Raw genomic sequence first — 17,467 nt, 5'->3', positions numbered from 1 at the left:
GCCCGCCACGTCTCTCAGCCCCGGGTGAGCATGCTGCGGGCGAAGAACCGCAGGTTGGCCGGCTTCTCGGCCAGGCGACGCATGAAGTAGCCGTACCAGTCGGTGCCGTAGGCGGTGTAGACGCGCATGCGGTGCCCCTCGGCGGCCAGTCGCAGGTGCTCGTCGCTCCGGATGCCGTACAGCATCTGGAACTCGTACTCGTCCAGCTTGCGCCCGGCCTTGCGCGCGAGCTCCTGGCCGATGGAGATGAGGCGCGGGTCGTGGGACCCGATCATCGGGTACCCCTCGCCCTCCATCAGGGTGCGCAGGATCCGGACGTACGCCTTGTCGATCTCGTGCTTCTGCTGGTACGCGACCTCGGCGGGCTCCTTGTAGGCGCCCTTCACCAGCCGGACCCGGCTGCCGCTCGCGGCGAGCCGGCGGGCGTCGGCCTCGGTGCGGAACAGGTAGGCCTGGATGACACAGCCGGTCTGCGGGAAGTCCTTCCGCAGCTCCTCGTGGATGGCGAACATCGAGTCGAGGGTGGTGTGGTCCTCGGCGTCGAGGGTGACGGTGGTGCCGATGGCGGCGGCGGCCTCGACGACCGGGCGCACATTGGCCAGGGCCAGCTCGTGGCCGGCCTCCAGCGCCTGGCCGAACATCGACAGCTTGACGGACATCTCGACCCGCTCGCCGAGCTCCAGCTCCGCGAGCCGGTCGATCAGCGTCAGGTAGGCGTCCCGGGCGGCGGCGGCCTGCTCGGGGGTGGTGATGTCCTCGCCGACGACGTCCATCGTCAGCTCCAGCCCCCCGGCGGTGAGCTCCTCCACGATCGGGACGACGTCGTCGACCGTCTCACCGGGGATGAAGCGGTCCACGACCTGCTTCGTCACCGGAGCCGCCGAGATCAGGCGTCGCATCCGGTCGCTGCGCGAAGCGGCGAGAATCACGGGACCCAGCACGGGGCACCTCCACATACCAACCCATACGAGGCCGCTGCCCGACGATCGGGGAACGGCACGGAGAACCACCGTGAAACCTAAGGATCCCTCCGATCGTGGGCCATCGACAGCTGTCACGCATCCGTGCCGCGGATCTCAGACAGATGTATGAAGGGGGCGAGGAGATGCGGGAGAATGCCCGGGTGACAGCCGATTACCAGGGTGACCACCAGGAGCTCGTCGACGAGATCTCCGAGCTGCTCGGCGCTCCCGCGACCCTGGAGAACCGGGATTTCGAGCTGATCGCCTTCGGCGCCTACGACAGCGAGGGCGAGCTCGACGCCTCGGCGCTGGATCCGGTGCGCACCCGCTCGATCCTCACCCGGCGCTCCACCAGCGCCGTCCGCACCTGGTTCGAGGGCTTCGGCATCACCCGGGCGACCGGACCGGTCCGGATCCCGCCGACCCCGGAGGCCGGGGTGTACCGGGGGCGCGTCTGCCTCCCGGTACAGCACCGGGGGGTCGTCCTCGGCTATGTCTGGCTGCTCGACGACGACCCCGGGCCCTCGGACGCCCAGCTGGCGGCGGCGATGGAGGTGACCGGCCGGATCGGCGCCCTGCTCGCCGACGAGGCCCAGCACGGCGCGGACCTCACCCGGGAGCTGCGGGCGGTGCTGACCGCGCAGCAGGACTGGCAGCGGGACATGGCGGTGGCGGAGCTGCGCACCGCGCTCGGCGCCCGCGCGGACGGCCCGCACACGGTGGTGTGCGTGACGCCCTGGCCGTCCGCCGACCCGGACGACGCACCCTCGCTGCGCACGCTGCCGGGGGCGACGGCACTGTGCACGGTCCCGTGGGGCACGGAGTCCCAGTCCCTGGCCCTGTTGGTCCGCCTGCGCTCCGCGGACACCCTCACCCCGGCGACGACGGCGGCGGCCCGGCTGCTGGAGCGGGCGGGAGAGTCCGCCGCGGGTGTGGCCGCCGGGCGGGCCGGCCTCGCGGAACTCGGCGCCGCCTGGCGGGAGGCGTCGGCGTCGGCGCGGGCGGCGCTGGCGGAGCCCGGCCTCGGCCCGGTCGCCCGGTGGGCGTCCATCGGCCCCTACCGCCTGCTGACCGCCCTGCCCCGGGAGACCGCCCAGGACCCCGCCGTACGGACCCTGTTGACCCCCGCCCACCACGAACTCGCCCGCACGGCCGAGGTGTACCTCGACTGCGCGGGCCAAGCGGGCCGCACGGCAGCCGAGTTGGGAATCCACCGGCAGACCCTCTACTACCGGCTGTCGCGGGTGGAGCAGCTGACCGGCCTGGATCTGGACGACGGCGAGGACCGGCTGCTCCTGCACATGACCCTCAAGGCGGCCCGGCTGCCCTGAGCCCCACTCCGGGCCCGCCCGGACGGCCCGGACGGCCCGGACGGCCCGCCAGGGTCAGCCCTTGGTGGCGCCCGCGATCACCCGGCGCAGTCCCTCGGTGAGCTGTGCCGCGTCGGTCGCCGAGTCCGGGTCGAAGAGCCACTGGACCATGAGCCCGTTGAGGAGGGTCTGGTAGAAGCGGCCCTCCGTGTCGACGGTCTCCTTGTCGAGCTCGGCCTCCGGGACGCCGTTGAACATGGGCACGATCCCCGACCTGCCCTCCTCCTGCGCCTCGGCCAGCAGCTTGCGCACCTCGGGGAGCCGGTCGCCCTGGAGGATGAGCTCGAAGCTCAGCAGCCAGATGGCCCGCGTCCGCGGCACCGAGCCGATGATGCTCGCCCACACCTCCTGGAAGCGCTCCAGCGACCCGGCGGCCGCCGTCATCTCGTCCCCCGCGCCCCACCCGGGGTCGAACTCGTCGCCGGCGCCCTCGATCAACGAGACGTACGCCTGCACCAGCAGCGCGTCCTTCGACCCGTAGTGGTAGCCGATGGACGCCAGGTTGGTCCCCGACTCCTTGACGATGTCCCGCGCGGTCGTACGCAGGAACCCCTTCTCCAGCAGGCAGCGCTTGGCGCCTTCGAGCAGATCCTCACGGTGTCCCATGTCCGCCACCCTACCCCGATCCATACAACCGTCCTATACGCATGACTTATACATTCGTTCTAGACAACCGTTTAAGACGCTCGTACAGTCACCGTCATGACCAACTCGACGAACGCGAACCCGAACCCGACGGACTCGGTGGGCGCCCCCGCACCCCCGGCAGGCCGCGCCGGCCGCCGTGAATGGACCGCGCTGGGCGTCCTGATGCTTCCGCTGCTGCTGGTCTCCATGGACGTCTCCGTCCTCTACTTCGCGATCCCGGCGATCAGCGCGGACCTCCGGCCGACCGGCACCCAGCAGTTGTGGATCTTCGACATCTACGCCTTCGTCCTGGCCGGCCTGCTGATGACGATGGGCTCGCTCGGCGACCGCGTCGGCCGCCGAAGGCTGCTGCTGATCGGTGCCGCCGCCTTCGGCGCCGCCTCACTGATCGCGGCGTACGCGAACAGCGCCGAGACCCTGATCGCGGCCCGCGCGGTCCTCGGCATCGGCGGCGCGACCCTGATGCCCTCGACGATGGCCCTGATCCGCACGATGTTCACCGACCCGGCCCAGCGCGCGAAGGCGATCGGCCTGTGGTCCGCGGTGATGACGGGCGGCATCGCGCTCGGCTCGGTGATGAGCGGCCTGCTGGTCCAGTACTTCTGGTGGGGCTCGGTCTTCCTGGTCAACCTGCCCGCGATGGTCCTGCTGTTCGTCCTCGGCCCGGTCCTGCTGCCGGAGTCCCGCGACCCCGCCCCCGGCCGCTTCGACTGGCCGAGCGTCCCCCTGTCGATGGCCGCCGTACTGCCCGTGGTCTACGGCCTCAAGGAGATCCCGTCCGACGGCTGGCACGTGGAGTACGTCGTCTCGGTCACCGTCGGTCTGCTCTTCGCGGTCCTCTTCGTCCACCGCCAACGCACCGCGGCCTCACCGATGATCTCCCCGGCCCTGTTCCGCGGCCACGGCTTCACCCCCGCCCTCGCCCTCAACCTGGTGTCCGCCTTCGGCATGCTGGGCTCGGCGTTCTTCACCACCCAGTACCTCCAGTCGGTGCTCGGCAAGAGCGCGCTGGAAGCGGCCCTGTGGGCCCTTCTCCCCTCGGTGCCGATCGGCGTGGCGGCCCCGGTCGCGACCTCGCTGGTCCAGAAGGGCGTCAACCGCGCCTACGTCGTGACGGCCGGCTTCGCGATCGGGGCGAGCGGCTACGCGCTCCTCGCCTTCGCCGGTACGGACTCGATGTGGCTCGTGCTGACCGCCTGCGCGGTCCTGGCCTGCGGGATCGTCATGGTCCTGTCCCAGATGACGGACCTGGCGATGAGCGCGGCCCCGGTCGAACGCGCGGGCTCCGCGTCCGCCCTGCTGGAGACCGGCACCGAGTTCGGCGGCGCCCTCGGGATGGCCGTCCTCGGCTCCATCGGCACGGCGATCTACCGCCACGACATCCCGGCCACGGCCCCGGCGGAGGCCCGCGAGACCCTCGGCGGCGCCCTGGCGGTGGCGGGTCGGCTCCCGGGGCGCACGGGAGACGCCCTGGCGACGACGGCACGCGAGGCGTTCACCAGCGGGATGCAGGGCGCGGCGATCGCCGGGGCGGTCCTGCTCGCCGGAGCGGCGGTGGCGGCTTCGGTGACGCTGCGCAGGATCCGGGTGCAGTGACACGAACGACAGGAGCCGGGCGGGCTGGAGTGATCCAGCCCGCCCGGCTCCTGTCATCAGCCACGTTCAGTGCATCCAGCCCGTCCGGCGCTTGAGGACTAGCCCGTTCAGGGCGAACGGGGGCCTGGGGGGCGGAGCCCCCAGAGGGTGCGGCACCCTCAGACGAGGTTCACCGCACGCGCGGACGTCGCGCCGATCTCCTCGGCGACCTCCGTGAGCACTGGGGCGGGCACCGTGTCGTCAACCGTCAGAACGGCCAGCGCCTCGCCACCCACAGCCGCGCGGGCGACCTGCATACCGGCGATGTTGATCCCCGCCTCGCCGAGGATCCGGCCCACGGTGCCGACGACACCCGGACGGTCCTCGTACTTGAGGACGACCATGTGATCGGCGAGCGCGAGGTCGACGTCGTACTCACCGACCGCGACGATCTTCTGCAGGTGCTTCGGACCGGCCAGCGTGCCGGAGACCGACACCTCCTCGCCGTCCGAGAGCGTGCCGCGCACGGTGACGACGTTACGGTGGTCGGCCGACTCGGAGCTGGTGGTCAGCCGCACCTCGACGCCGCGCTCCTGCGCGAACAGCGGGGCGTTGACGTAACTGACGGTCTCGTCGACGACGTCCTCGAAGACGCCCTTGAGAGCCGACAGCTCCAGCACCTTCACGTCGTGCTGGGTGATCTCGCCGTACACCTCGACGTCGAGGCGGACCGCGACCTCACCGGCGAGCGCGGTGAAGATCCGGCCGAGGCGCTCGGCGAGGGGCAGACCGGGCTTGACGTCCTCGGCGATGACACCGCCCTGGACGTTGACCGCGTCCGGCACCAGCTCACCGGCGAGGGCGAGCCGCACCGAACGCGCGACCGCGATACCGGCCTTCTCCTGGGCCTCGTCGGTCGAGGCGCCCAGGTGCGGGGTGGCCACGACCTGGTCGAACTCGAAGAGCGGGGAGTCCGTGCAGGGCTCCTTCGCGTACACGTCGAGGCCGGCGCCGGCGACGCGGCCCTCCTTCAGCGCCGAGTACAGCGCCTCCTCGTCGACGATCCCGCCCCGCGCGGCGTTGACGATGCGCACGCTCGGCTTGACCTTGCGCAGCGCCTCGTCGCCGATCAGACCGACCGTCTCGGGGGTCTTGGGCAGGTGGACGGTGATGAAGTCGGAGACCTCGAGCAGCTCGTCCAGCGACAGGACCTTCACGCCCATCTGCGCGGCGCGCGCGGGCTGGATGTAGGGGTCGTACGCGACGACCTTCATGCCGAAGCCGGACATGCGCTGAGCGACCAGCGCGCCGATCCGGCCCAGGCCGACGACCCCGAGGGTCTTCTCGGCGAGCTCGACGCCCGTGTACTTGCTGCGCTTCCACTCGCCGTTCTTCAGCGCGGCGTTGGCCTGCGGAATGTGGCGGGCGGTGGCGAGCAGGAGACCGCAGGCCAGTTCGGCGGCGGTCACGATGTTCGAGGTGGGGGCGTTGACGACCATCACGCCGGCCTTGGTGGCGGCGGGAACGTCGACGTTGTCCAGGCCGACGCCGGCTCGTGCGACGACCTTCAGTTTCTTCGCGGCGGCGATCGCCTCGGCGTCCACCTTGGTGGCCGAGCGGATCAGGATCGCGTCGACGTCGGCGATGGCCGGGAGCAGTTCGGCCCGGTCCGCTCCGTTGGCGTGCCGGATCTCGAAGTCCGGGCCAAGCGCGTCCACAGTCGCGGGCGACAGCTCTTCAGCGATGAGTACGACAGGTTTCGAGCTCACGTGAGTCCTCACAAGTCCAAAGCGTGCGGACGGCCGTCCCGACGGCCGCAGGCGGAGGAGGGGCTAGCCGCGTGGAAGACGCACGACGCTGTGGGCCTGACGCGTATGTAGTGCAGCAGTCTAGTGCTGCGACGGAGGTCGCCTCACGCCTCCGCGGAAGGATCACCCGTCCGGGGTTGGACGGGATGGACAACGGGGGCCGGAGCGATCTGCTCCGGCCCCCGTCCCGAGGCCTTACGCCTCTTCGTTCACCCAGCTCATCAGCTTGCGCAGCTGCTTGCCGGTGGTCTCCAGCAGGTGCTCGGAGTCCGCGTCCTTGTACTCGTTGTACTTCTTCAGACCGCCGTGGTACTCGTCCATCCAGTTCTGGGCGAAGGTGCCGTCCTGGATCTCGGCGAGAACCTGCTTCATCTCGGCCTTGGTGGCGTCGGTGATGATGCGCGGGCCGGTGATGTAGTCGCCCCACTCGGCGGTCTCGGAGACGCTCCAGCGCATCTTCTCCAGGCCGCCCTCGTACATGAGGTCCACGATCAGCTTCAGCTCGTGCAGGCACTCGAAGTAGGCGATCTCCGGCTGGTAGCCGGCCTCGACCAGGGTCTCGAAGCCCGCCTTGACCAGCGCGGAGGTGCCACCGCAGAGGACGGCCTGCTCACCGAACAGGTCGGTCTCGGTCTCCTCGGTGAAGGTCGTCTTGATGACGCCGGCGCGGGTGCCGCCGATGCCCTTGGCGTACGACAGGGCCAGCGCGAAGGCGTTGCCGGTCGCGTCCTGCTCGACGGCGGCGATCGCGGGGACGCCGCGACCCTCCTCGTACTGGCGGCGCACCAGGTGACCCGGGCCCTTCGGGGCGACGAGGGCGACGTCGACACCGGCCGGGGCCTTGATGAAGCCGAAGCGCACGTTGAAGCCGTGGGCGAAGAACAGCGCGTCGCCGTCCTTCAGGTTGTCCTTGATGGACTCCTCGTAGACCTGGGCCTGGATCGGGTCCGGGATGAGGATCATGATGACGTCGGCCTCGGCGGCGGCCTCGGCCGGGGTCACCACGCGCAGGCCCTGCTCCTCGGCCTTGGCCTTGGACTTGGAGCCCTCGTGCAGACCGACCCGGACGTCGACACCGGAGTCACGGAGCGACAGGGCGTGGGCGTGGCCCTGGCTGCCGTATCCGATGACCGCGACCTTGCGGCCCTGGATGATGGACAGGTCGGCGTCGGCGTCGTAGAACAGCTCGGCCACTTTGGGTTCTCTCCTTGGGTGCAGGTGTTGCGTCCCACCGTATGACGGCGGGCGGAAGGGAAGTCTCGGGGTCTCGGTATACGGGCGATCGGCGATCACCGACCGCCCGGATCCGTTCGTACGAAGACCGGTTACGTACTTACGCCGACCGGTCGAGAGCGCGCAGCGATCGGTCCGTGATCGAACGGGCGCCGCGGCCGATGGCGATCGTGCCGGACTGGACCAGCTCCTTGATGCCGTACGGTTCCAGCATCTTCAGCATGGCGGACAGCTTGTCGTTGCTGCCGGTGGCCTCGATGGTCACGGCCTCCGGGGAGACGTCGACGGTCTTGGCGCGGAACAGCTGGACGATCTCGACGATCTGCGAGCGCGTCTCGTTGTCGGCGCGCACCTTCACCAGAACGAGTTCGCGGTGAACGGCCTGTCCCGGCTCCAGCTCGACGATCTTCAGCACCTCGACGAGCTTGTTGAGCTGCTTGGTGACCTGCTCCAGCGGCAGGGCGTCGACACTCACCACGATCGTGATCCGCGAGATGTCGGCGTGCTCGGTGACGCCGACGGCGAGCGAGTCGATGTTGAAGCCCCGGCGGGAGAACAGGGCGGCGATCCGGGCCAGGATGCCCGGCTTGTTCTCCACCAGGACGGAGAGCGTGTGCTTGGACATGTCTTCTTACGTCTCTCTCGCTCAGTCGTCTTCGTTGTCGCCGAAGTCGGGGCGGACGTCCCGGGCGGCCAGGATCTCGTCGTTGGAGGTGCCGGCGGCGACCATCGGCCACACCATCGCGTCCTCGTGGACGATGAAGTCGACGACGACGGGACGGTCGTTGATGGAGTTCGCCTCCGCGATGACCTTGTCGAGGTCGTCCGGGGACTCGCAGCGGATCGCGTAGCAGCCCATGGCCTCGGACAGCTTCACGAAGTCGGGGACGCGGGTACCGCGGGCGTCCGGGTTGACGTCGTTCGGGCCGGAGTGCAGCACGGTGTTGGAGTAGCGCTGGTTGTAGAACAGCGTCTGCCACTGGCGGACCATGCCGAGGGCGCCGTTGTTGATGATGGCGACCTTGATCGGGATGTTGTTCAGGGCGCAGGTGGTGAGTTCCTGATTGGTCATCTGGAAGCATCCGTCGCCGTCGATGGCCCAGACGGTCCGCGCGGGCGCACCGGCCTTGGCGCCCATCGCGGCCGGGACGGCGTAGCCCATGGTGCCCGCGCCGCCTGAGTTCAGCCAGGTGGCGGGCTTGTCGTACTGGATGAAGTGGGCGGCCCACATCTGGTGCTGACCGACGCCCGCGGTGAAGATCGTGTCCTCCGGGGCGAGCTGTCCGATGCGCTCGATGACCTGCTGCGGGGAGAGCGAACCGTCGGCGGGCTGGTCGTAGCCGAGCGGGTAGGTGTCGCGCCAGCGGCTCAGGTCCTTCCACCAGGCGGTGTAGTCGCCCTGCTGGCCCTCGCTGTGCTCCTTCTGGACCGCCTGGACCAGATCGGCGATGACCTCACGCGCGTCACCGACGATCGGCACGTCGGCGGCGCGGTTCTTGCCGATCTCGGCCGGGTCGATGTCCGCGTGGACGATCTTGGCGTGCGGCGCGAAGCTGTCGAGCTTGCCGGTGACGCGGTCGTCGAAGCGGGCGCCGAGGGCGACGATCAGGTCGGCCTTCTGCAGACCGGTCACGGCGGCCACCGAGCCGTGCATGCCCGGCATGCCCAGGTGCTGCGGGTGGCTGTCGGGGAAGGCGCCCAGCGCCATCAGCGTGGTGGTGACGGGCGCGCCGGTCAGCTCGGCGAGGACCTTCAGCTCGGCGGTGGCGCCGGCCTTGAGGACACCGCCGCCGACGTACAGGATCGGTCGCTTGGCGGCGGTGATCAGCTTGGCGGCCTCGCGGATCTGCTTGGCGTGCGGCTTGGTCACCGGGCGGTAGCCGGGCAGGTCCATGACCGGCGGCCAGGAGAACGTGGTCTTCGCCTGGAGGATGTCCTTGGGGATGTCCACCAGGACCGGGCCGGGGCGGCCGGTGGAGGCGATGTGGAAGGCCTGCGCGATCACCCGGGGGATGTCCTCGGCCTTGGTGACCAGGAAGCTGTGCTTGGTGATCGGCATGGTGATGCCGACGATGTCCGCCTCCTGGAAGGCGTCCGTGCCGATCGCCTTCGACGCCACCTGGCCGGTGATCGCCACGAGCGGCACCGAGTCCATGTGGGCGTCGGCGATCGGGGTCACCAGGTTGGTGGCGCCCGGCCCCGAGGTGGCCATGCAGACGCCGACCCGGCCGGTGGCCTGCGCGTATCCGGTGGCTGCGTGACCCGCACCCTGCTCGTGCCGGACCAGGACGTGGCGGACCCTCGTCGAGTCCATCATCGGGTCGTAGGCGGGCAGGATCGTGCCGCCGGGAATGCCGAATACCGTCTCGGCGCCGACCTCCTCGAGAGAACGGATGAGGGACTGCGCACCCGTCACGTGCTCGACGGACGCGGAGTGCTGTCCTCCGGATCGGGGCCGCGGCTGCGGATGGGCCCCGGTGGCCTGCTCGGTCATCGGCATTCTCTTCTCGATGCTGAGGGTTTTACTGAGGGTCTTACTGAGGGTTTTTCAGGGCTGCGGCACGAATGCCGCGGCGGGTTTTGTGCAACAAAAAACCCCTCGTGCCAAAAGGCAAGCGAGGGGAGCGCGCCGGGTGTGGGTCGCTGGGAGTTCCGGGTCCGTCCGGAGCGTCACCAACTTCAGCCGACGCGCTTTCCAAGTACGAGAATTCGGGTGCGCATGGCATTGACCCTCCCCCCGGCGCGCACCGACTGTCAAGTGGGTGGGACGGGAGTCTCATTATGTGAGCGAAGGACACTTCCGCTCCCCAGGACGGCCGTGACACCGCCGGCGACGCCACCGGCGTGGACACCACTGGTGTACACCCCCGCGCCACCGCCGGCGAACGCGGGCTCGGCCGGCCCGTGCGGCACCGGATAGCAGCCGGTCGCGAGGGCCCGGCGCAGCCGGTACTCGTCGAGCGGCCCGGAGAACGCCATGCCCTGGCCGTGCGTACAGCCCATCGCGCGCAGGGCGACCACCTGCTCGGGCAGATCCACGCCCTCGGCGACGGACTGGAGCCCGAGGTCGGTGGCGATCCGCAGCAGACCGCTGGTGATCTTGTGCAGCCGTGCGGACTCGACGACCCCCTCGACCAGCGAACGGTCGAGCCTGAGTACGTCGACGGGGAGCCGCCGCAGCGCCGTGAGGGCCGCGTAACCGCTGCCGAAGCCGTCGAGGGCGATCCGCACGCCGAGACGGCGCAGCGCCCCCAGGCGACGCTCCAGCTCGTCCAGCGGCACCCGCGGGTCGGTGTCGGACAGCTCGACCACCAGGGATCCCGACGGCAGGCCGTGCCGCGTCAGCAGTGCCTCCACGGAGCCCAGCGGCATCGACCGGTCCAGCAGCCGTCGGGCGCCCACCCGCACGACCACGGGCAGGGTGAGCCCGCCGGCGGCCCGGTCGGCGGCCTGTTCGACGGCCTCCTCCAGCATCCAGCGCCCCAGCTCGGCCGTCTTGTCGCTGTCCTCCGCCACCCGCAGGAACTCGGCGGGTGTGAACAGCACTCCCTGGGAGGAGCGCCAGCGGGCCTGCGCGGCGACCGACGAGATCCGGCCGTCCTCCAGCCGCACCACGGGCTGGTGCAGCAGCGCGAACTCGCCGTCGTGCAGCGCGGCACGCAGCCGCGTGGCCAGCTCCGCCTTGCGTACGACGTCCTGCTGCATCTGCGGCTTGTACAGCTCCACCCGACCCTTGCCGCCCGCCTTGGCGCGGTACATGGCGAGGTCGGCGTTGCGCAGCAGCTCACCGGTGCCCAGACCGGCTTCCGCGAAGGCGACGCCGATGGAGGCGGCGACACGGACCTGGTTGCCGTCGATGAGGTACGGCTGCGACAGCGTGAGCCTGAGGCGGTCGGCGAGGTCCACTATGTGGCGTTCCCGGGCGGCACGGTCGCGGGTGCCGTCACCGACGATCAGGGCCGCGAACTCGTCGCCGCCCAGCCGCGAGGCGGTGTCTCCCTTGCGGACCGCGTCCTGGAGCCGGCGGGCGGCCTGGACCAGCAGTTCGTCGCCGGCCGCGTGGCCGATCGTGTCGTTGACGGCCTTGAAACCGTCGAGGTCGATGAAGAGGACCGCCGTGTTGCGCAGGGCGGGGCCCCGGTCGGAGCTGCGACGGCCGGACAGGGCCTGCTGGACGCGCCGGGTGAACAGCGCGCGGTTGGGCAGGTCGGTCAGCGGGTCGTGTTCGGCGTTGTGCTGGAGCTGTGCCTGGAGCCGCACCCGCTCGGTCACGTCCCGGCTGTTGAAGATCAGGCCGCCGTGATGGCGGTTGACGGTCGACTCCACGTTGAGCCAGCCTCCCCCGCTCCCGGCATCTCCCCCAGCCTCCGGCCGGGAGGCGCCCCCGTCGCCGGAGCGGAAGCGGCACTCGATGCGCGTGGTGGGTTCCTCCGAGGGGGAGGCGGCGAGGAAGCGGCGCACCTCGTGCACCACGCAGCCCAGGTCCTCCGGGTGGATGAGGTCGGCCAGTTCGGTGCCCACCAGGGCCTCGGCGGGCCGGCCGTAGACCCCGGCGGCGGCCGGGGAGACGTAGCGCAGGACGCCGCTGGGCGCGGCGATCATGATGACGTCGCTGGAGCCCTGCACCAGGGAGCGGAAGTGGTTCTCCTGCTGGGCCAGTTCCTGGGTGAGGGTGATGTTGTCGAGCAGCATGATCGCCTGCCGCACCACGAGGGCGAGCACGACCGTGCCGCCGGTCAGCAGCACCACGCGGTCGACGCTGCGGCCGTTGAGGACGTTGTAGAGGATCCCCAGGGTGCAGACGGCGGCGGCGAGATAGGGCGTGAGGGCGGCCAGGGAACCGGTGATGGGCCGGGTGACCGGGTACCTGCTGTGATCGCCCTCCTGGGGAGGCGCCTGGTCGGACGTCTGCACGGGCGTGTGCGCGGACGTCTGCGCGGTCGCGGCGGCCGCCGTGCGCGACGGCCCGTGGGGGCGCCCGGCGGGACGCTTGCCGGGTACGTGTTCGTGCACCACACGCGTGTGCCCCTCATCCGCGGCCGACCGCTGTCGGCGGGAGGCGGCCCAGGGCGCGTACGCCAGGAGCAGCGAGCCCGCGAACCAGCCCGCGTCGAGGAGCTGGCCCGAGCGGTAGTTGTTGTGCAGCAGCGGCGAGGTGAACAGGGCGTCGCACATGACGGTCAGCGCGAGCGCGCCGACGGCCGTGTTGACCGCCGTGCGGTTCACCGACGTGCGCCGGAAGTGCAGCACCAGCACCATGCTCACCAGGGCGATGTCGAGCAGCGGGTACGCGAGCGACAGCGCGGCGTGCGCCACGCTCGGTCCGTCGAACTTCGCCGCCTGGGCCAGCGCGAGGCTCCAGGACAGGGTGAGCAGCGAGCCGGCGATCAGCCAGGCGTCCAGGGCCAGGCAGACCCAGCCCGCCTTCGTCATGGGCCGGGCGGCGAGCACGAGCAGCCCCACGATGGCGGGGGGCGCGAAGCACAGGAAGAACAGGTCGGCGAAGCTGGGGCTGGGCACGGGCCGTCCCAGGACCACTTCGTACCACCCCCAGACCAGGTTGCCGAGGGCCGCCATCGCCGAGGAGATCGAGAACAGCAGCCAGGCGGGTCGAAACCGGACGCGGCGGCTGCGCGAGTAGAGGAAGCAGGACACGGCCGCGGTGCCCGCCGCCGCGGTCAGCCCGAAGTCGCCCATGATCAGCGCGAGTCGGTCCGAGCCCCAGCCGAGCGCGGAACCGGCGGCGTATCCCGCGCACAGGAGGGCGAGCAGCAGTTGGTGGACCAGGTTCGTGCCGGGGCCGCCGGCGGACGGCGGCGCGGTGCGCGGTGTCCCCGTCGACGGCTGTGTGCGCGGCGCTCCGTCGAGGAGGGGCGTGGAGGTCGGCGGCGGACTCACCAGGTCCTCCCGGTCCGCGTCACTCCCGGATCCCTCGGGTCCCGGGCCGCCGGTGGCGCGTGCTTCTCGTGACCGCCGCACCTGTGGCGCTGAGGGTCGGGGTGAGTGCCGTGACCGTGTCGGCGCGTGGTGGAGCGCCAGGGTCGCCGCCGGCGGTTCTGCCGCGTCGGATCGTTCGTCCATAGGCCGTGCATCGCCCGTCGCCCCCCTCGCAAGTCTGAAATGTCCATCCCTGACGCCGAACATGCGCGGCGTAGCCCCTGTCGGGACGATACACCAGTCTCGTCACTCAGGGACATAGTTCCTCTACGCTGCGTGACGATCATCGGCATATGCGCCCGGATGGGGTACGGACCGCGTCCGGAGGACTGCGGAGGGTGCTCGAACCGGACTACAGGAGCGCCCCGGCCGTCACGATCCGTTCACCGTGCCCGTAGTGAGGATCACGTTCCGCAGTGGCTCCCGGTTCACGAAGCGGCCCAACTGGTCCACCAGCAGGCGCACGGCGCGGGGCAGGAAGGCGGAGGTGGGGCCGCCGACGTGCGGGCTGACGAGGACGCCGGGCGCGCTCCACAACGGGTGGCCGGGAGGCAGGGGCTCGGGGTCGGTGACGTCCAGCGCGGCGGTGAGGCGGCCGCTCTCCACTTCGGTGAGCAGGGCCTTGGTGTCGACGACCCCGCCGCGGGCCACGTTCACGAGCAGCGCGCCGTCCTTCATCCGGGCCAGGAAATCGGCGTCGACCAGGCCGAGGGTGCTCTCGTTCAGGGGCGTGCAGAGGATCACGACGTCCGCGTCGGGGAGCAGGGCGGGGAGTTCGGCGATCGGATGCACGGGACCGCGCGCCGTCGTGCGCCAGGAGCGCGCGACGCGCGCCACCCGCGCCACCTCGAAGGGCACGAGCCGGTCCTCGATGGCGGATCCGATGGAGCCGTAGCCGACGATGAGCACGTTCTTGTCGGCGAGCGCGGGCCGGAACCCGCCGAGCCACTCCCCCCGGTCCTGGGCCCGGACGAAGTCGGGGATCCCGCGCAGGGACGCGAGGATCAGGGTGAGCGTGAGCTCGGCCGTGCTCGCCTCGTGCACCCCCCGCGCGTTGCACAGCCGCACACCCGGCCGCAGCGACGCGAGGGCCGGCACCACGTGGTCGATGCCGGCGGACAGGGTCTGGACGACCTCCAGCGAGGTCATCGCGGGCAGCGGTCGCTGCCCGAGGCCGGCGGGCTTCATGTAGGGGACGACGTAGAAGACGCAGTCGGCCGGGTCCGCCGGAAAGTCCTCCTCACCGTTCCAGAAGCGATAGTTCGGTCCCTGCGGGAGGCCCTCGATCTCCTCCGGGGGGATGGGAAGCCAGACGTCAGCGCTCATGGCCAGGAGGCTATGTCAGGTACGCGCGCGTGCAGAGGTTAGGTTGGGGGCTCGGGAGAGGGAGGGTCACGGGCAGGTGGAGCGCAGGACGATCGGCGCGGGGGCGCTCGAGGTGGGTGCCGTCGGTCTCGGGTGCATGCCGATGAGCTGGGCGTACAGCGGGTCGCGGCAGCGGGGCGACGAGTCGCTCCGGGCGGTGCACCGGGCGCTGGACGCGGGTTCGTCCCTGCTGGACACCGCCGACATGTACGGCCCGTTCACCAACGAGCTGCTGGTGGGGCGGGTGTTGAAGGAGCGGCGCGAGGACGCGTTCGTGTCGACGAAGGTCGGTCTGCTCGTCGGTGAGCAGCACATCGTGGCCAACGGCCGCCCCGGGTATGTGAAGCGGGCCTGCGACGCCTCGCTGCGACGCCTCCAGACGGACGTCATCGACCTCTACCAGTTGCACCGGGCCGATCCCGAGGTTCCGGTCGAGGAGACCTGGGGCGCGATGGCCGAGCTCGTCCGCGCGGGGAAGGTGCGGGCACTGGGGCTGTGCGCGGTGGGGGCCCGGGGTGGTCGCCGGTCGGGCGGGCTGTACGACGGAACGATTCGGCAGTTGCGGCGCGTCCAACAGGTCTTCCCGGTGAGCGCCGTGGAGGCCGAGCTGTCGGTGTGGTCGCCCGAGGCGCTGGACACCCTGCTGCCCTGGTGCGACGCGCGTGGCGTGGGCTTCCTGGCGGCGATGCCGCTCGGAAACGGCTTCCTCACCGGCACCCTCACCCCCGGCCAGGGCTTCGAACCGGACGACATGCGCGCCCGCCACCCCCGTTTCACCGCCGAGATGATGGCCGCGAACCAGCCGATCGTCGCCGGTCTGCGCCGGGTCGCCGCCCGGCACGGCGCGGCCGTGACGGCGGCGCAGGTGGCCCTGGCCTGGGTGCTGGGACAGGGCCGGCACGTGATCCCGGTCCCGGGCGCCAAGCGGGAACGCTGGGTGACGGAGAACGCGGCGGCGGCCGGCCTGCGTCTGACGTCACAGGATCTGACGGAGGTGGCGGAGCTCCCCGCGGCCCGGGGATCGTGGGAGTAGTGCCGCTTTCGGGTCGCGATGGCCGGGATCGGGAACCCGTGAGGCCCTGGCGGCGTAGGACAGGTGTAGCCCGCCGCAGGAACCGCCGTGTCGAAGGGACCGTGATCGTGCAACGTCGAGCTGTTTCAGCCGTGTTGGCCGCGAGTGCTCTGCTGCTGACGGCCGGCTGCTCCTCCGACGCCGGGGGGTCGTCGGGCGCCTCCGCCAGCGCGTCCCCGAGCCGTACGGCGGCGCAGAGCTCCCCGGCCGCCGAGGAGACCCCGCCCGCGAAGGGCACGGTCAAGGTGGTGCGCACGGTCGCCGAGGGTCTGAACACGCCCTGGGGCCTGGCGCCCCTCCCCGAGGGCGGCCTCCTGGTCGCCTCGCGCGACGAGGGCACGATCACCCGGGTGGACACGGAGACGGGCGAGAAGACCGAGCTGGGCGAGGTGCCGGGGGTCTCGGCGGCCGGCGAGGGCGGCCTGCTGGGCCTCGCCCTCTCCCCCGACTACGCGTCGGACCGCATGGTCTACGCGTACTTCACCTCGGCCTCGGACAACCGCGTCGTCCGGATGATCTACGACCCCGCGCGGCCCGCCGGCGACCAACTGGGGGCGCCCGACACGGTCTTCAAGGGCATTCCCAAGGGCATGATCCACAACGGTGGCCGGATCGCCTTCGGTCCCGACCGGCTGCTCTACGTCGGCACCGGCGAGAGCGGCGACCGGGGCCTGGCCCAGGACAAGAAGTCCCTCGGCGGCAAGATCCTGCGGCTGACCGCGGAGGGCGAACCGGCCCCCGGCAACCCGTTCCCGGACTCCCCGGTGTACTCGTACGGACACCGCAATGTGCAGGGGCTGGCCTGGGATTCCAAGCAACGCCTGTTCGCCGCGGAGTTCGGCCAGGACACCTGGGACGAACTGAACGCGATCGTGCCGGGCGCCGACTACGGCTGGCCGACGGCCGAGGGGAAGTCCGAGGACACGAAGTTCCGGAACCCGACAGCCCAGTGGCACACGGACGACGCCTCGCCCAGCGGCATCGCCTACGCCGAGGGCTCGGTCTGGATGGCGGGGCTGAAGGGGCAGCGCCTGTGGCGCGTCCCGCTGAAGGGCACGGCGGCCTCGGCGGATCCGCAGGCCTTCCTCCGGGGCGAGTACGGCCGGTTGCGCACCGTGGTGTCGGCGGGCGGCGACAAGTTGTGGGTCACGACCAGCAACACGGACGGCCGGGGCGACCCGGAGCAGGGGGACGACCGGATCCTGGAGCTACAGGTGAGCTGAGCGGCGGCGTCACTCGCCCCGCGCCTGCGCGTCCGTCTCCTCCGGCTTCTCCGGTTCCTCGAGCTCGGTCGGCCGCACCACGACCTTTCCGGACGCGAGGTCTATCGGCCCGCGCCCGGGATCGCCGTCGCCGACGTCCTCCCGGGTCAGCTCCAGCCGGTTCTGCTCGTCCCGCGTGTGCTTGCGGCCCGGCGCGAACAGGTCCTCGAATGCGTTGAACATCGTTCTCCCCTGCCGGGCCGGATCACGGTCGGTGGCCTGTTCGGCTCCTCCC

At 71.0% G+C, this 17,467-nt stretch carries 13 protein-coding genes; 4 read left to right on the top strand and 9 right to left on the bottom strand.

Features of this window, described 5'->3' with window-relative positions; all coding sequences use genetic code 11:
- Positions 1 to 14: 14 nt before the first annotated feature.
- On the bottom strand, positions 15 to 941 hold the full coding sequence (locus ACIRPU_RS23355) for a proline dehydrogenase family protein (protein ID WP_403870333.1): 927 nt from the start codon (positions 939 to 941) through the stop codon (positions 15 to 17).
- Between the two features lie 164 nt (positions 942 to 1,105).
- Between ACIRPU_RS23355 and ACIRPU_RS23350 the strand changes: the two genes are divergently transcribed.
- Positions 1,106 to 2,293, top strand: coding sequence for a PucR family transcriptional regulator (locus tag ACIRPU_RS23350; protein ID WP_403870330.1), 1,188 nt, complete (start codon positions 1,106 to 1,108; stop codon positions 2,291 to 2,293).
- Between the two features lie 54 nt (positions 2,294 to 2,347).
- On the opposite strand, the gene ACIRPU_RS23345 is transcribed toward ACIRPU_RS23350, so the two are convergent.
- Positions 2,348 to 2,938, bottom strand: a complete 591-nt coding sequence (locus tag ACIRPU_RS23345) for a TetR/AcrR family transcriptional regulator (RefSeq protein WP_403870327.1) — start codon at positions 2,936 to 2,938, stop codon at positions 2,348 to 2,350.
- A 96-nt stretch (positions 2,939 to 3,034) separates the two neighbouring features.
- Between ACIRPU_RS23345 and ACIRPU_RS23340 the strand changes: the two genes are divergently transcribed.
- Positions 3,035 to 4,576 carry an MFS transporter gene (locus tag ACIRPU_RS23340; RefSeq protein ID WP_403870324.1) on the top strand — a complete coding sequence of 514 codons (1,542 nt, stop codon included), beginning with the start codon at positions 3,035 to 3,037 and terminating at the stop codon, positions 4,574 to 4,576.
- A 158-nt stretch (positions 4,577 to 4,734) separates the two neighbouring features.
- Here the strand turns inward: ACIRPU_RS23340 and serA are convergent, their stop codons facing one another.
- The 6 genes from serA to ACIRPU_RS23310 all read right to left on the bottom strand — a co-directional run bounded on the left by serA (position 4,735) and on the right by ACIRPU_RS23310 (position 14,859).
- Positions 4,735 to 6,324: a phosphoglycerate dehydrogenase gene (gene serA / locus ACIRPU_RS23335; RefSeq protein ID WP_403870321.1), complete on the bottom strand. Its 1,590-nt coding sequence runs from the start codon at positions 6,322 to 6,324 to the stop codon at positions 4,735 to 4,737.
- 234 nt (positions 6,325 to 6,558) lie between these two features.
- Entirely contained in the window at positions 6,559 to 7,557 is a 999-nt protein-coding gene (gene ilvC / locus ACIRPU_RS23330; RefSeq protein ID WP_054239796.1) for a ketol-acid reductoisomerase, read from the bottom strand.
- 139 nt (positions 7,558 to 7,696) lie between these two features.
- Complete coding sequence (ilvN, locus tag ACIRPU_RS23325; protein ID WP_020131429.1) at positions 7,697 to 8,221, bottom strand: acetolactate synthase small subunit; 525 nt, start codon at positions 8,219 to 8,221, stop codon at positions 7,697 to 7,699.
- 21 nt (positions 8,222 to 8,242) lie between these two features.
- Entirely contained in the window at positions 8,243 to 10,090 is a 1,848-nt protein-coding gene (locus tag ACIRPU_RS23320; RefSeq protein WP_355709637.1) for an acetolactate synthase large subunit, read from the bottom strand.
- Positions 10,091 to 10,350: 260 nt separating this feature from the next.
- A complete protein-coding gene (locus ACIRPU_RS23315) occupies positions 10,351 to 13,494 on the bottom strand; it encodes a putative bifunctional diguanylate cyclase/phosphodiesterase (RefSeq protein WP_403870316.1) in 3,144 nt (1,047 codons plus the stop codon).
- A gap of 411 nt (positions 13,495 to 13,905) precedes the next feature.
- Positions 13,906 to 14,859 carry a 2-hydroxyacid dehydrogenase gene (locus ACIRPU_RS23310; protein WP_403870313.1) on the bottom strand — a complete coding sequence of 318 codons (954 nt, stop codon included), beginning with the start codon at positions 14,857 to 14,859 and terminating at the stop codon, positions 13,906 to 13,908.
- 76 nt (positions 14,860 to 14,935) lie between these two features.
- Between ACIRPU_RS23310 and ACIRPU_RS23305 the strand changes: the two genes are divergently transcribed.
- Together ACIRPU_RS23305 and ACIRPU_RS23300 are read left to right on the top strand one after the other, a co-directional pair.
- Positions 14,936 to 15,931: an aldo/keto reductase gene (locus ACIRPU_RS23305; RefSeq protein WP_403870310.1), complete on the top strand. Its 996-nt coding sequence runs from the start codon at positions 14,936 to 14,938 to the stop codon at positions 15,929 to 15,931.
- Between the two features lie 101 nt (positions 15,932 to 16,032).
- Positions 16,033 to 17,193 (top strand): PQQ-dependent sugar dehydrogenase, encoded by a 1,161-nt coding sequence (locus ACIRPU_RS23300; protein ID WP_403870307.1) that lies wholly within the window; start codon positions 16,033 to 16,035, stop codon positions 17,191 to 17,193.
- A gap of 9 nt (positions 17,194 to 17,202) precedes the next feature.
- Here ACIRPU_RS23300 and ACIRPU_RS23295 read toward each other — a convergent pair whose 3' ends face one another.
- Complete coding sequence (locus ACIRPU_RS23295) at positions 17,203 to 17,415, bottom strand: DUF6191 domain-containing protein (RefSeq protein ID WP_403870304.1); 213 nt, start codon at positions 17,413 to 17,415, stop codon at positions 17,203 to 17,205.
- Between the last annotated feature and the right edge of the window lie 52 nt (positions 17,416 to 17,467).

The sequence above is a fragment of the Streptomyces sp. NPDC102259 genome, from assembly GCF_044766465.1.
Classification (GTDB): Bacteria; Actinomycetota; Actinomycetes; order Streptomycetales; family Streptomycetaceae; genus Streptomyces.
This window is presented reverse-complemented; position numbering and strand designations above follow the sequence as displayed.

Excerpts from the sequence above, each read along its gene's own strand:
- ACIRPU_RS23350 (WP_403870330.1), top strand. The coding sequence starts at position 1,106 with ATGCGGGAGAATGCCCGGGTGACAGCCGATTACCAGGGTGACCACCAG.
- ACIRPU_RS23345 (WP_403870327.1), bottom strand. The coding sequence starts at position 2,938 with ATGGGACACCGTGAGGATCTGCTCGAAGGCGCCAAGCGCTGCCTGCTG.
- ACIRPU_RS23340 (WP_403870324.1), top strand. The coding sequence starts at position 3,035 with ATGACCAACTCGACGAACGCGAACCCGAACCCGACGGACTCGGTGGGC.
- ilvN (WP_020131429.1), bottom strand. The coding sequence starts at position 8,221 with ATGTCCAAGCACACGCTCTCCGTCCTGGTGGAGAACAAGCCGGGCATC.
- ACIRPU_RS23320 (WP_355709637.1), bottom strand. The coding sequence starts at position 10,090 with ATGACCGAGCAGGCCACCGGGGCCCATCCGCAGCCGCGGCCCCGATCC.
- ACIRPU_RS23310 (WP_403870313.1), bottom strand. The coding sequence starts at position 14,859 with ATGAGCGCTGACGTCTGGCTTCCCATCCCCCCGGAGGAGATCGAGGGC.
- ACIRPU_RS23295 (WP_403870304.1), bottom strand. The coding sequence starts at position 17,415 with ATGTTCAACGCATTCGAGGACCTGTTCGCGCCGGGCCGCAAGCACACG.